Raw genomic sequence first — 12,606 nt, 5'->3', positions numbered from 1 at the left:
ACATGGTATTACCTAATTTTAAAGAAAATCTGGCGAAATACGCGAAACTTTTGGTATCAACCGGTATCAATGTCCAACCAGGTCATACAGTCCATTTGACAATTGCTGTTGATCAGGCAGAGTTGGCCCGTTTGATTGTTAAAGAAGCTTATGCACTCGGTGCAGCAGAGGTCTTAGTGAACTGGTCAGATGATGTCATTGCTCGCGAACGTTTGGTCAATGTAGATGTAGAACGCTTAGAACAAGTCCACCCACAACGTGTTGCTGAAATGAATTATTTATTAGAGCACAAATCTAGTCGTTTGGTTGTCTTGTCTGATGATCCTAGTGCATACGATGGCGTTGATCCTGAGAAATTGTCTCGCAGTGCACGCGCAATCAGCCAGGCCTTAAATCCAATGCGTCAAGCCACTCAAGCTAACAAAATCAGCTGGACACTTGCTGCAGCATCTGGTTTGGAATGGGCCAAAAAAGTTTTCCCAAATGCAACGTCTGACGAAGAAGCAGTAGATCTGCTTTGGGACCAAATTTTCAAGACTTGCCGTATCTACGAAGAAGATCCAATCAAAGCCTGGGAAGAGCATGAAGCACGTTTGGTAGCAAAAGCTAAGGTTCTTAACGACGAGCAGTTTGTCAAATTGCACTACACAGCACCAGGAACCGACCTTGTTCTTGGTATGCCGAAAAACCACTTATGGGAAGCGGCTGGTTCGATCAATGCCCAAGGTGAGAAGTTTATTGCCAACATGCCAACAGAAGAAGTCTTTACAGCACCTGACTATCGTGTGGCCGATGGTTATGTAACTTCTACAAAACCGCTTAGCTATAACGGCAATATTATCGAAGGTATCAAAGTAACCTTTAAAGATGGTGAGATTGTAGATGTGACTGCTGAAAAAGGCGATGAAGTCATGAAGAAACTGGTCTTTGACAATGCTGGTGCACGCGCTCTGGGTGAAGTTGCCCTTGTACCAGATAAGAGCCCAATCTCTCAATCAGGTGTAACTTTCTTCAACACTCTCTTTGATGAAAATGCCTCAAACCACTTGGCAATCGGGCAAGCCTATGCCTTCTCAATTGAAGGTGGTACAGAAATGAGCCAAGAAGAGTTGAAAGAAGCAGGTCTCAACCGTTCTGATGTTCACGTTGACTTCATGATTGGTTCAAACAAAATGAACATTGATGGCATTCGTGCAGATGGAACTCGCGTCCCTATCTTCCGCGACGGTGAGTGGGCTATCTAATAGTCATCTTTTAAGACTGGGCAACCAGTCTTATTTTGTAAATGTTGGAGGAAAATAAGATGTTAACAAGTATTATCGCAGGTGCCATAATTGGTATGATTGCAGGAGCACTTACTTCGTCAGACGACCGTCGTGGTTGTCTAGGAAATATTATCCTTGGGCTTGCTGGTTCGTGGATTGGGCAGTTGCTCTTTGGTGATTGGGGGCCGCAATTTGCTGGCATGGCTCTGGTACCGTCAGTCTTTGGAGCAGTATTGTTGGTGGCCATTTTTTCAAGTTCCAGACGGAGTTAATAAATAAAGCCGAGCTTTGAAAAAGAGCTTGGCTTTATTGTGTGAATTTGCATGAATTGCCGTACTGTTCGGATTTTTCAGAAAATTTCCATTTTTCTATTGACAAGTGAAAAAAAGTAAGGTATTATTGTAAACAACTAAGAACCTGTATTCACAAGTGAAGTGCTTGTATATAAGAGATAGTTTTTCGCTAATCAAGGCAGTTTTTGAGGGAATACTGACGTATTTTGAAAAAAACTAACGATGAGTTGATGAAATACTAGCCTTAGATGAAAGTGCTGGACTGTGAATACAGGTTCCAGAACACTGAAAGGAAAAAGTCAAATGAAACCAGTCACTACAAACTTTACTTTGTTGTTGCGACGGTTGGGCTAGTGCACTAGGTAGCATTAGTCCTGTTTGGCTTACCAAGCGGGCGCTGTTGACAACATCTCGCAGGTAATAATCCTCGAGGTGTTTTCTTTTTTATCGTCATTTAGTTTACTTTTATTACTTCGACGAATGAGGAAACTTCGTTTCCTTATTTCCACCTTCAAATAATTTCATCATTATTTGAACTCGCCTTGCCTAACTCCAGTTATGCCTGCGGTTTTTGATGCGAACCTTGTTCGCTTTATTTTCCACCTTCAATAGTCACTACTCTGACTGTTGAAGCTAGTACTAAAAGTAAACTAAAAGACGATAGTATTGAAGTTTGTATTGTTTAGAAAGGTATTCTTATGCGTGTGATTGAATTTTTAGATACGACTTTACGGGATGGTGAACAGACGCCGGGTGTGAATTTTTCTATCAAGGAAAAAGTGACCATTGCCAAGCAGTTGGAGAAATGGGGGATTTCTGCCATTGAAGCGGGTTTCCCAGCGGCCAGTCCTGATTCTTTTGAAGCGGTTCGTCAGATTGCGGCGGCCATGACCAAGACGGCTGTGACAGGCTTGGCTCGGTCAGTCAAGTCAGACATTGATGCTTGTTATGAAGCTCTGAAAGATGCCAAGTATCCGCAGATTCATGTTTTCATTGCGACCAGTCCCATTCACCGTGAATTCAAACTTCAAAAGACCAAAGAAGAAATTTTGACGCAAATCACTGAACATGTCAGCTATGCCCGTGAGCGTTTTGAGGTGGTGGAGTTCTCCCCAGAGGATGCGACGCGGACGGAGTTGGAATATTTGCTAGAAGTGGTACAAACAGCGGTAGATGCTGGTGCGACCTACATCAACATTCCAGATACAGTCGGCTTTACGACTCCTCAGCACTACGGAGAAATTTTCCGTTACTTGACAACAAACATCAAGTCGGACCGTGAGATTATTTTCAGTCCGCATTGCCATAATGACCTAGGTATGGCTGTTGCCAATACCCTTTCAGCTATTAAAAACGGTGCCGGTCGTGTCGAGGGAACTATCAACGGTATCGGTGAGCGAGCAGGAAATGCGGCCCTTGAAGAAGTAGCTGTTGCCCTTGAAATTCGGAAAGATTTCTATGATGTGACCAGTCCGATTGTTCTAAAGGAAACTCTCAATACTTCGGAATTAGTATCTCGCTTTTCTGGGATTGCCATTCCACGCAATAAGGCGGTGGTTGGTGGCAATGCCTTCTCTCATGAGTCAGGTATCCACCAAGATGGTGTCTTGAAAAATCCATTGACTTATGAAATCATTACACCTGAGTTGGTAGGGGTCAAGAAAAATTCTCTGCCACTGGGTAAACTATCCGGTCGCCATGCCTTTGTGGAAAAACTAAAAGAATTAGACTTGTATTTTGAAGAGAGTGATGTCGCGGGCCTCTTTGCTCGCTTTAAAAACCTTGCGGACAAGAAAGAAAAAATCACGGACGCAGATATTCGTGCCTTGGTAGCTGGTACAGAAATCAGCAATCGTGATGGCTTCCAATTTAAAGATTTGCGTTTGGATAGTCAGTCTGACGGAAGTATTCAGGCTCAAGTTACCTTCATCAATCAGGATGAGGAAGAAGTGGTTGTTGTGGAGTCAGGCAAGGGTTCGGTTGAGGCAGTCTTTAATGCCATTGACCAATTCTTCCAGCAGGAAATCAGCTTAGAACGCTACCATATCGACGCTATTACTGATGGGATTGATGCCCAGGCGCGTGTGCTTGTCGCCGTAGAAAACAAGGCAACGGAAACCGTCTTTAATGCCTCTGGTATTGACTTTGACGTATTGAAGGCTTCTGCAATTGCCTATATTCATGCCAATGTCATGGTACAGAAAGAAAATAGCGGACAGATTGATAAGAAACTATCTGAGAAAGAGTTGCCAACTAGCTAGGAGGAAATATGACGAAAAAAATTGTAACCTTGGCTGGTGATGGAATCGGTCCTGAAATCATGGAGGCTGGCCTAGCAGTCCTCAAGGCTGTTACTGGGCAAGTAGGATTTGATTATGAGATTGAGGAGAGAGCTTTTGGTGGAGCTGGGATTGATGCGGCTGGCCATCCGCTACCAGATGCTACCTTACAAGCCTGCCGTCAGGCGGATGCGATTTTGTTAGCAGCTATCGGTAGCCCTCAATATGATGATGCAGCTGTTCGACCAGAACAAGGTCTGCTTCAACTTCGGAAGGAATTGGGTCTCTTTGCCAATATCCGTCCGGTGAAAATTTTTGATAGCCTGAAAGACTATTCTCCTCTGAAAGCCGACCGGCTGGACGGTGTGGATTTGGTCATGGTAAGGGAGCTGACAGGAGGAATTTATTTTGGGGAGCATGTCCTTGAAACAGACCAAGCCAGCGATAGCAATACCTATCAGGCAAAAGAGATTGAACGAGTTGTCCGTACTGCCTTTGACCTAGCCCAAAAAAGACGAAAAAAAGTCACCAGCATTGATAAACAAAATGTACTGGCGACGTCAAAATTATGGCGGAAGGTGGCGGATGAGGTGGCTAAGGACTATCCAGATGTGACCTTGGAGCACCAGTTGGTGGATAGTGCAGCCATGCTCTTGATTACCAATCCTAGTCGGTTTGATGTCTTGGTGACGGAAAATCTTTTCGGAGATATTTTGTCAGATGAGACCAGCGTATTAACAGGAACGCTGGGGGTTCTGCCTTCTGCTAGTCATGCGGTGGCAGGTCCCAGTCTCTATGAACCTATCCATGGTTCGGCACCAGATATTGCAGGTCAGGGCATTGCCAATCCGGTCAGTATGATTCTATCTGTTGCCATGATGCTGGAAGAAAGTTTTGATTTGGTCCAAGCAGGCCAGACCATTCGCCAAGCTGTTGAAGCGGTCTTTGCACAGGGAATTTTTACTAAAGATCTAGGTGGTAGCGCCTCTACCAAAGACATGACGGAGGCTATTATAGCCCAGATTGAAAGGAGATCGCCATGAGTGGAAAATCCATTTTCGATAAGCTCTGGGATCGCCATGTGATTACAGGGCAAGAAGGTCAACCCCAACTCCTTTATGTGGACCAGCACTATATCCATGAGGTGACTAGTCCCCAGGCCTTTGATGGTCTGCGAGAGGCTGGACGGCAAGTCCGTCGGCCAGAATTGACCTTTGGTACATTTGACCATAATGTTCCAACGGTTAATATTTATGATATTCGTGATGTCATTTCCAAGGCTCAGATGGATGCCTTAGCTCGCAATGTGGCGGAGTTCGGCATTCCACATGCGCCACATGGATCTGCCAACCAAGGCATTGTCCACATGGTGGGACCAGAGACTGGCTTGACCCAGCCAGGGAAATTAATCGTCTGTGGAGATAGCCATACGGCAACCCACGGAGCATTCGGTGCCATTGCCTTTGGAATTGGGACAACAGAAGTAGAGCATGTCTTTGCGACTCAAACGTTGTGGCAAGTCAAACCCAAAAAGCTCTTAGTACGGTTTACAGGTAAGCCGAAAAAGGGGATATACTCCAAGGATTATGTTCTGGCATTGATTGCTAAGTATGGTGTGGCACTGGGGGTTGGTTATGTAGTCGAGTATGTGGGTGAGGCTATTGATGCTCTGACCATGGAAGAACGGATGACGATTTGTAACATGTCTATCGAGTTCGGATCCAAGATGGGGATTATGAACCCAGATCAAATCACTTTTGATTATCTAGCAGACAAGGAAAAACGACCTAAAGACTTTGAGGTAGCGGTAGCTGATTGGAAAACCCTGGTATCTGATTCAGATGCAGTTTATGATAAGGTCATTGAAATGGATGTTTCGAATCTAGCACCGATGGTAACATGGGGAACCAATCCTTCCATGGGAGTCTCGTTTGATGAGACCTTTCCTGAAGTTCGCGATATGAACGATGAACGAGCGTATAAGTACATGAACTTACAGCCTGGACAAAGTCCAAAGGACATCGAAATTGGCTATGTTTTCCTGGGGTCCTGTACCAATGCCCGTCTTTCTGACTTGCAGGTGGCCGCAAAGATTGTTGAAGGCAAACGTGTGGCAGATCATGTGACTGCAATTGTGGTTCCTGGTTCGAGGCCGGTTAAGTCAGCTGCAGAAGCACTAGGCTTAGACAAAATTTTCTTGGAAGCTGGCTTTGAATGGCGGGATCCTGGTTGCTCCATGTGTCTGGGTATGAACCCAGACAAGGTGCCGACAGGTGTCCACTGTGCATCGACTAGTAACCGAAACTTTGAGGATCGACAGGGTGTTGGATCTCGAACCCATCTTTGTAGTCCAGCCATGGCAGCAGCGGCAGCTATTGCAGGACGCTTTGTAGATGTTCGTGATTTGGAGGTGGTCTGATGGAAAAGTTTACAATCTACTCTGGGACGACTGTTCCACTCATGAATGACAACATTGATACCGATCAGATTTTGCCCAAGCAGTTTCTTAAGCTGATTGACAAGAAGGGTTTTGGCAAGTACCTCATGTATGAGTGGCGTTATTTGGATAACAAGTACACTGAGGACCCTGATTTTATCTTTAATACGGCACCATATCGTCAGGCAACGATCTTGATTACAGGGGATAACTTTGGGGCAGGTTCGTCTAGGGAGCACGCCGCTTGGGCACTAGCTGACTATGGCTTCAAGGTTATCATTGCAGGTTCCTTCGGGGATATTCATTATAACAATGACCTCAACAATGGCATCTTGCCAATCGTTCAGCCTCGTGAGGTTCGGGAGAAATTGGCTGCGCTGGCACCAACTGATGAGGTGACTGTGGATCTCTACCAGCAAAAGATTATCTCACCAGTCGGAGAATTTGATTTTGAGATCGATGCAGATTGGAAACACAAATTACTCAACGGTCTAGATGATATTGGGATTACCCTTCAGTATCAGGATTTGATTGAGGAGTATGAGAGGAATCGGCCAAGTTACTGGCAGGAATAAAATAAAGATAAGAAAACAAGCAGGTCGCTCTGCTATGAAACAAAAGAAAAGAGGAAATTATTATGACGAAACAAATTCACTGGGATGGCGCACTTTCACAAGAAGGTTTTGACGTTATCAAGGGTGAGGGAGGCGTGATTGTCTGCCCGACGAAGGTTGGTTACATCATCATGACTGCTGACAAGGCTGGCTTGGAGCGTAAGTTTGACGCTAAAGAGCGTAAGCGTAATAAGCCGGGTGTGGTCCTTTGTGGCAGCATGGAGGAGCTTCGTGAGTTGGCGCAGATGACGCCTGAGATTGATGCCTTCTACCAAAAACATTGGGATGAGGACATTTTGTTGGGTTGTATCCTACCTTGGAAACCAGAGGCTTATGCTAAGTTGCAAGCCTATGGCGATGGTCGTGAAGAGTTGATGACCGACGTTCGTGGGACTTCTTGCTTTGTTATCAAGTTTGGTGTAGCTGGCGAGCAGATTGCCAAGGAAATGTGGGAAAAAGAAGGCCGTATGGTCTACGCTTCATCTGCCAATCCATCAGGTAAGGGAAATCGTGGTAAGGTAGAAGGTATCGGTGAGCGTATCGCGTCTAAAGTAGACTTGATTATCGAGGCGGATGACTATGTGGAATCTATCCAGCCAGACAAGACCATTGAAACCCGCTATGAGCAAGGGGTTATGGTGTCTATGGTAGACAAAGATGGTAAACTGATTCCAGAACAAGGTGCAGATAGCCGTTCTATCAGCCCATGCCCAGTTGTCATCCGTAAAGGTTTGGACATCGATAAAATCATGATGCACTTGTCTGATCATTTTAACTCTTGGGATTATAGACATGGGGAATACTATTAAGATAATTGAGAATGATCCGAAAGAGTCGTTTTTTCGTACTCACATAAAAAACTGACCGTAGATTCAGTCAGTTTGGTGCTGTTTGATAAGAAATTGGAGGTTGTAGAATAGGCTTTGCTCGTCTGTCAGTTCTAAGATTTGTAACCCGTCATTTCAAGTAACATTTCTGGCACTGCTAGGATTAGTTATAGGTTACGTAGTTATAAGAGGTAGGGTAAAATGAAGAAAATAACGATTACTGTAGCTTTGTTATAGCTATTGTTGCAATTTTTTATTCCTATCAATACATATGCTTTGTCGAGTGATTTTATTAATAATACTGAAATTGTTTCAAACAAAGATTCTTATGAATTGGAGATTCCAGAAAATATCGCAGATACTGAGATCATATTAGAGAGTGAGTCAAAGAATATATATAAACTGGAGAATATGGTCGAACTCACAAACTCTGAAGGGGATACGTTTGTTGTCGATGGTATCGTTGAGAGTGAAATAACTTCAGAAGAAATTGATGGAATTTCTGGGGTTACTTCTTACCAGGTTGATCTTTCAGACTTGGAAAACGTAAGTGAGAAAGACTCATTCATAAATACGTTAAGTTCATTTTTTGTTACAAAGGTATATGCGGATAGTGATAATGTTTCGACGAACAGTACTTGGGATAAATCAATAAGTGTAAAACTGAATATGACTGTTAATTGGAAAAAATATGATTCAGGACATATAAACATTACAAATGTATCTGGAGGTTATAGTAGATCTGATTCTACCGTGTCCATTACTGGATCTAGTGTCTTTGTCATACAAGGAGTGACTTCTGACGAACAGTCAAGAACTTTTAATCCTGGGACTAGAAATAGCTGGTCTTACGCTACTGGTTTCTCTAAAGTAGGGAATACAGGTTGGCCAACTAGAAAATACGCTGAATATACAGTCTATCTATAAAGAGGTAGTTCTACATGGCAAGTTGAGTTGGGAAATTACTTAGGGGGATATGATGAAGCAAGTTAAAAAGTATATCATTGAGTGCTGTTTTTTGTTAAGTTTTGTATTACCATTTATTAAACACACCGCTACTCATAATGGAGTAGAACAGATTAAAATATATACAGGCATTCATTTTTTATTAAATTACTTTTATATATTACTGCCAGCAATTGCATGCTATGTTGTATTTCTATATTTAAAGAAGTCGTATTTGAAATACCTAGCAATTGTTTTATATGGTTGTTTCATAGTATTAGGAATAACTTCAGGAGACATATTAAAAGTTGCTCCAGTGGATTATTACCGTTTATTGTCAGCTCTCATTCCTGAAACAATATTAATTGGATTACCAATAAATATTGTCCTAGGAATAGTGCTCATCTCAAAAATATTTTTTAAAAGGACGTAAAAGTCGAGACTGTAAAATATTTTTGACTTCGTGTATAACACTACTTATTATAGAAAAGAAAAACTGGCTGAAAATAGATTCAGTCAGTTTCTTAAGTTTATTCAATCACCAGCATGCCTTCTTTAACGGCAAATGGGTGTTCCGGGTCAATGCGGTCGTAGAACATGACACCGTTGAGGTGGTCGATTTCGTGTTGGACCACGATTGCATTAAAGCCTTTGAGTTTGATGCGGTGCTTTTCTCCGTTTTTGTCCATGTAATCAACAGTCACACGCGCGTGGCGGACTACGTAGCCTTGGACTTCGCGGTCAACAGATAGGCAACCTTCGCCCCCTTCCATAGCCGCTTCTTGGACAGAATGAGCCACGATTTTAGGATTGTACAATACTTCTTGTAGAGAGTAGGCTTGGGCAGGTGGATGTCCTTCCTCGTCCTCTGGGTTTGGTACTAAAACAGCGATGATGCGTTTAGAAACATCCAATTGGGGAGCTGCAAGACCAACTCCGCCACGGAGTTTCATTTTTTCAGCCATGACAGGATCCTGAGAATGTTTGAGGAATTGCATCATTTTCTCACCTAAAATCACTTCTTGATCAGAAAGTGGAAATTGGACTTCCTCTGCAACTTGGCGTAGGGTTGGATTCCCTTCACGTATGATGTCATCCATGTCAATCAAATGGGCAGGTTTTGTAAGGTTTTCAATTATAGACATACTTCTCTCCTTTGGGTATTATTAAAATAAGTATAGCATGAAATGAGATAGAATAAAAGCTTCACTCGCCTATCTATTCTGTAGTAAATCTGCTATACTATAGTAAAAGACGAACGTTGAAAGGGAGTATTATGAAAAGAATTTTAGAAAAAGCCAGTCTGTTGGCCTTATCCACCATGCTGGTATCAACATTTGCAGTATCCCCTGCTATTCCACAGATGATTGACCATTTTGCCCGAGAAGGGATTGCGGCCAGTCAAGTAGAAAACTTAATTACAGTTACCTCGTTTGCTATTATGGCAGCCCTCTTGATGAATGGTCTGATTGTTCGATTTATTTCTGAACGGAATATTATCATTCTTGGGTTGTTACTCCTTGCTATCGGTGGTTCCATGCCTATGTTTTTGTCGGCCTTCCCAATGATTTTCTTGGCTAGGATTTTGCTGGGATTAGGGATTGGTCTGATAAATGCACGAGCCATTAACATTATTGGTAATTTTTTCACCGGTCAAGAACGTATGCAGATGATGGGATTGCGCGGCTCGGCAGAAGTGTTGGGAAGTGCAGGCTTGACCCTATTGGTAGGATGGTTGACTCAATTTGGCTGGCAACCAGCCTTTGTGGTCTATCTCTTTGCTTTGGTTGTTTTGGCCCTCTTTTTATTGTTTGTCCCCCAAGAAGAGTTTGTGGCACATAGCGAGTTAAAAAATGATAGTGGTTCTAAGGTCAAACTGGATAAGAAAATGTGGCAAATGGGAATATACCTCGCATTTTTGGCTTTCTTTGTTATCAATGTCAATACTTTCTTGACCATTCGGATTCCACAGATTGTTTTGGACAAGGGAATTGGGACTGCTCAGCAAGCTAGTCTGATTCTCAGTTTGATGCAAATAATGGGGATTGTGGCAGGGACGGTTTTTAGTAGCTTGGTTGGCCGCTTGAAGGACTGGCTTTTAGCAGTTTCCTATGTAATTTTTGGACTCGCAGTTATCGGCATTGCCTTTGCGGATAATCTTTGGGTGTTAGGCCTCGGCGGTATGGTATCAGGATTTTTCTACAGTATTATTCTGACCATAGTTTTCAGCCAAGTAACGGACAGAGCAACCAAAGCTCTTCTTAATACAGTAATGACGATTGTTTTGATGGGCTGTAATATTGGTGGGGCAACATCTGCAATCTTACCAACCTTTCTGGAAAAACTCAACCCAACACCAACTGGTGCCTTTGGTATCTATGCTATCGGTTGCGCTTTGATAAGTGCAGGTTTAATCTATAAACAAATAAAGAAATAGGGAGTGGATTTCCGCTCCTTTTGGTATAATGGTCTTATGTTAGAAAACAATCGACTCAATCAATTAATGTTGCGTTTCCCTGAAGATGTCCAGCTGATTTTTAATGAAATGATCCCTTCTTATCAATTGGGTTATGCTGACTATGTCTATCAGACAGACGATGTTGCTACTCAGAACCGACGAATTAAAAATCTTGCTAAAAATTTTCGAAAGATGGATTACTTTTACGTAATGTCTTTACCGCAAGATTTGGCGTTGGAAATTGCCAACCAGTGGCAGTATCCGTCGCCATATGATTTTTATTCAGTGAGCTCTCAATCAGAAACGTATACCCAGTTCATAACGCCAGAGGCGCGTGGAGACCGGTTTTTTGCAGTCATTCGCAATGCAGCCCTCATGGGTTACTTTCAAGTGGAGCAAGTTGATAAGGAACTCAGCCTTCACTTAGGGATGAAGCCGTCTTTGATGGGACAGGGAAATGGCAGATCTTTCTATCAGACGATTGAAGACTACATTGTTGAACATTATCATCCAGAGCAACTTAGCCTAAGTGTAGCCATATGTAACCAACGAGCTCAAGCTCTCTTTCGGGCAGTTGGATTTTCTGTAAACGGTCATAGTATTCAAGTTTGTGGTGGAAACCACTATGAATGTGTCATAATGGAAAAGAAATTAGCATGCGATTAGATAAATTTTTGGTAGACTGTGGTGTTGGTAGTCGGACAGAGGTCAAGAAATTCCTGAAAAACAAGCAAGTCACAGTCAACGGCCAAGTAGAGACGTCTCCTAAACAACAAATTAATGAACAGGTGGATCTGGTAGCAGTAGCTGGCGACATTCTCCATCATGAACAATTTGTTTACTACCTTCTCAATAAACCCAAAGGAGTTATCTCAGCAACTGAAGATGACCACCATCGGACTGTTTTAGATTTATTGGATGAAATAGCTCAACATAAGGAAGTTTTTCCAGTTGGACGCTTGGACATCGATACCCATGGCTTGCTCCTTTTGACTAATAATGGCAAATTAGCCCATGCCATGCTCTCTCCTAAAAAACATGTTGATAAACTCTACCGTGCACAGATTGACGGAATCATGACCCAAGAGGATGTCGCGCGATTTGCGGCAGGAATTGATCTAAAAGATTTTACCTGTCAGCCAGCCCAGTTGACTATCCTATCGACAGATGAGGCTAAAGAAACTTCACTGGTTGACATTACCATCCGAGAAGGAAAGTTTCACCAGGTCAAACGGATGGTGCAGGCTTGTGGCAAGATGGTGACAGATTTGCAACGGATATCAATGGGGCCCTTATGGTTGGACTCCGAACTAGCGATTGGAAAATACCGTAGATTAACAGCTGACGAATTGAAGCAATTAGAAGTGTTTGGTGTGGAATTATAGATGATAAAAAAGACTCGCATCCGATTTTGAACCGCACCCCAAAAGTTAGACAGAAAAAATCTAACTTTTGGGGTGCTATTTTTATGAAATTGAGCTATGAAGA

General features: G+C 42.9%; 13 protein-coding genes. 12 read left to right on the top strand and 1 reads right to left on the bottom strand.

Annotation, left to right across the window (positions count from 1 at the left end):
• Nucleotides 1-2: 2 nt before the first annotated feature.
• From ACPC58_RS09230 to ACPC58_RS09190, 9 genes are all read left to right on the top strand, one after another.
• The gene (locus ACPC58_RS09230; RefSeq protein WP_434065850.1) at nucleotides 3-1,244 is read left to right on the top strand and encodes an aminopeptidase; all 1,242 of its coding nucleotides are present in this window, start codon (nucleotides 3-5) and stop codon (nucleotides 1,242-1,244) included.
• A gap of 59 nt (nucleotides 1,245-1,303) precedes the next feature.
• Nucleotides 1,304-1,537 carry a GlsB/YeaQ/YmgE family stress response membrane protein gene (locus ACPC58_RS09225; RefSeq protein WP_024391424.1) on the top strand — a complete coding sequence of 78 codons (234 nt, stop codon included), beginning with the start codon at nucleotides 1,304-1,306 and terminating at the stop codon, nucleotides 1,535-1,537.
• 719 nt (nucleotides 1,538-2,256) lie between these two features.
• On the top strand, nucleotides 2,257-3,819 hold the full coding sequence (locus tag ACPC58_RS09220; protein WP_277844330.1) for a 2-isopropylmalate synthase: 1,563 nt from the start codon (nucleotides 2,257-2,259) through the stop codon (nucleotides 3,817-3,819).
• An 8-nt stretch (nucleotides 3,820-3,827) separates the two neighbouring features.
• The gene (leuB, locus tag ACPC58_RS09215; RefSeq protein WP_434065849.1) at nucleotides 3,828-4,880 is read left to right on the top strand and encodes a 3-isopropylmalate dehydrogenase; all 1,053 of its coding nucleotides are present in this window, start codon (nucleotides 3,828-3,830) and stop codon (nucleotides 4,878-4,880) included.
• Nucleotides 4,877-6,256, top strand: a complete 1,380-nt coding sequence (gene leuC, locus ACPC58_RS09210; protein ID WP_277844332.1) for a 3-isopropylmalate dehydratase large subunit — start codon at nucleotides 4,877-4,879, stop codon at nucleotides 6,254-6,256. Before leuB ends, leuC begins: the two co-directional genes overlap by 4 nt.
• Nucleotides 6,256-6,849, top strand: a complete 594-nt coding sequence (gene leuD, locus ACPC58_RS09205; RefSeq protein ID WP_130554164.1) for a 3-isopropylmalate dehydratase small subunit — start codon at nucleotides 6,256-6,258, stop codon at nucleotides 6,847-6,849. Before leuC ends, leuD begins: the two co-directional genes overlap by 1 nt.
• A gap of 62 nt (nucleotides 6,850-6,911) precedes the next feature.
• On the top strand, nucleotides 6,912-7,697 hold the full coding sequence (locus ACPC58_RS09200) for an L-threonylcarbamoyladenylate synthase (protein WP_434065848.1): 786 nt from the start codon (nucleotides 6,912-6,914) through the stop codon (nucleotides 7,695-7,697).
• 261 nt (nucleotides 7,698-7,958) lie between these two features.
• A complete protein-coding gene (locus tag ACPC58_RS09195; protein ID WP_434065847.1) occupies nucleotides 7,959-8,642 on the top strand; it encodes a hypothetical protein in 684 nt (227 codons plus the stop codon).
• Nucleotides 8,643-8,691: 49 nt separating this feature from the next.
• Complete coding sequence (locus tag ACPC58_RS09190; protein ID WP_434065846.1) at nucleotides 8,692-9,093, top strand: hypothetical protein; 402 nt, start codon at nucleotides 8,692-8,694, stop codon at nucleotides 9,091-9,093.
• 97 nt (nucleotides 9,094-9,190) lie between these two features.
• Here the strand turns inward: ACPC58_RS09190 and def are convergent, their stop codons facing one another.
• Nucleotides 9,191-9,805, bottom strand: a complete 615-nt coding sequence (gene def, locus ACPC58_RS09185) for a peptide deformylase (RefSeq protein WP_434065845.1) — start codon at nucleotides 9,803-9,805, stop codon at nucleotides 9,191-9,193.
• Nucleotides 9,806-9,936: 131 nt separating this feature from the next.
• Here def and ACPC58_RS09180 point away from each other — a divergent pair, with 131 nt between their 5' ends.
• From ACPC58_RS09180 to ACPC58_RS09170, 3 genes are read left to right on the top strand one after another with little or no spacing between them, the layout of a single operon-like run.
• Nucleotides 9,937-11,097, top strand: coding sequence for an MFS transporter (locus ACPC58_RS09180; RefSeq protein WP_434065844.1), 1,161 nt, complete (start codon nucleotides 9,937-9,939; stop codon nucleotides 11,095-11,097).
• A gap of 36 nt (nucleotides 11,098-11,133) precedes the next feature.
• Nucleotides 11,134-11,784 carry a GNAT family N-acetyltransferase gene (locus ACPC58_RS09175; protein ID WP_434065843.1) on the top strand — a complete coding sequence of 217 codons (651 nt, stop codon included), beginning with the start codon at nucleotides 11,134-11,136 and terminating at the stop codon, nucleotides 11,782-11,784.
• Complete coding sequence (locus tag ACPC58_RS09170) at nucleotides 11,775-12,503, top strand: pseudouridine synthase (protein ID WP_418126974.1); 729 nt, start codon at nucleotides 11,775-11,777, stop codon at nucleotides 12,501-12,503. The genes ACPC58_RS09175 and ACPC58_RS09170 overlap by 10 nt, the downstream gene beginning before the upstream one ends.
• Nucleotides 12,504-12,606: the final 103 nt, after the last annotated feature.

Origin of the sequence: Streptococcus sp. VTCC 12905 (assembly GCF_049893385.1) — a bacterium.
GTDB lineage: Bacteria > Bacillota > Bacilli > Lactobacillales > Streptococcaceae > Streptococcus > Streptococcus suis_AA.
This window is presented reverse-complemented; position numbering and strand designations above follow the sequence as displayed.

What these genes read in the sequence shown, in the direction of transcription:
- def (WP_434065845.1), bottom strand. Translation starts at nt 9,805, where the DNA reads ATGTCTATAATTGAAAACCTTACAAAACCTGCCCATTTGATTGACATG.
- leuB (WP_434065849.1), top strand. Translation starts at nt 3,828, where the DNA reads ATGACGAAAAAAATTGTAACCTTGGCTGGTGATGGAATCGGTCCTGAA.
- ACPC58_RS09220 (WP_277844330.1), top strand. Translation starts at nt 2,257, where the DNA reads ATGCGTGTGATTGAATTTTTAGATACGACTTTACGGGATGGTGAACAG.
- ACPC58_RS09200 (WP_434065848.1), top strand. Translation starts at nt 6,912, where the DNA reads ATGACGAAACAAATTCACTGGGATGGCGCACTTTCACAAGAAGGTTTT.
- ACPC58_RS09175 (WP_434065843.1), top strand. Translation starts at nt 11,134, where the DNA reads ATGTTAGAAAACAATCGACTCAATCAATTAATGTTGCGTTTCCCTGAA.
- ACPC58_RS09180 (WP_434065844.1), top strand. Translation starts at nt 9,937, where the DNA reads ATGAAAAGAATTTTAGAAAAAGCCAGTCTGTTGGCCTTATCCACCATG.
- leuC (WP_277844332.1), top strand. Translation starts at nt 4,877, where the DNA reads ATGAGTGGAAAATCCATTTTCGATAAGCTCTGGGATCGCCATGTGATT.
- ACPC58_RS09190 (WP_434065846.1), top strand. Translation starts at nt 8,692, where the DNA reads ATGATGAAGCAAGTTAAAAAGTATATCATTGAGTGCTGTTTTTTGTTA.
- leuD (WP_130554164.1), top strand. Translation starts at nt 6,256, where the DNA reads ATGGAAAAGTTTACAATCTACTCTGGGACGACTGTTCCACTCATGAAT.
- ACPC58_RS09225 (WP_024391424.1), top strand. Translation starts at nt 1,304, where the DNA reads ATGTTAACAAGTATTATCGCAGGTGCCATAATTGGTATGATTGCAGGA.
- ACPC58_RS09170 (WP_418126974.1), top strand. Translation starts at nt 11,775, where the DNA reads ATGCGATTAGATAAATTTTTGGTAGACTGTGGTGTTGGTAGTCGGACA.
- ACPC58_RS09230 (WP_434065850.1), top strand. Translation starts at nt 3, where the DNA reads ATGGTATTACCTAATTTTAAAGAAAATCTGGCGAAATACGCGAAACTT.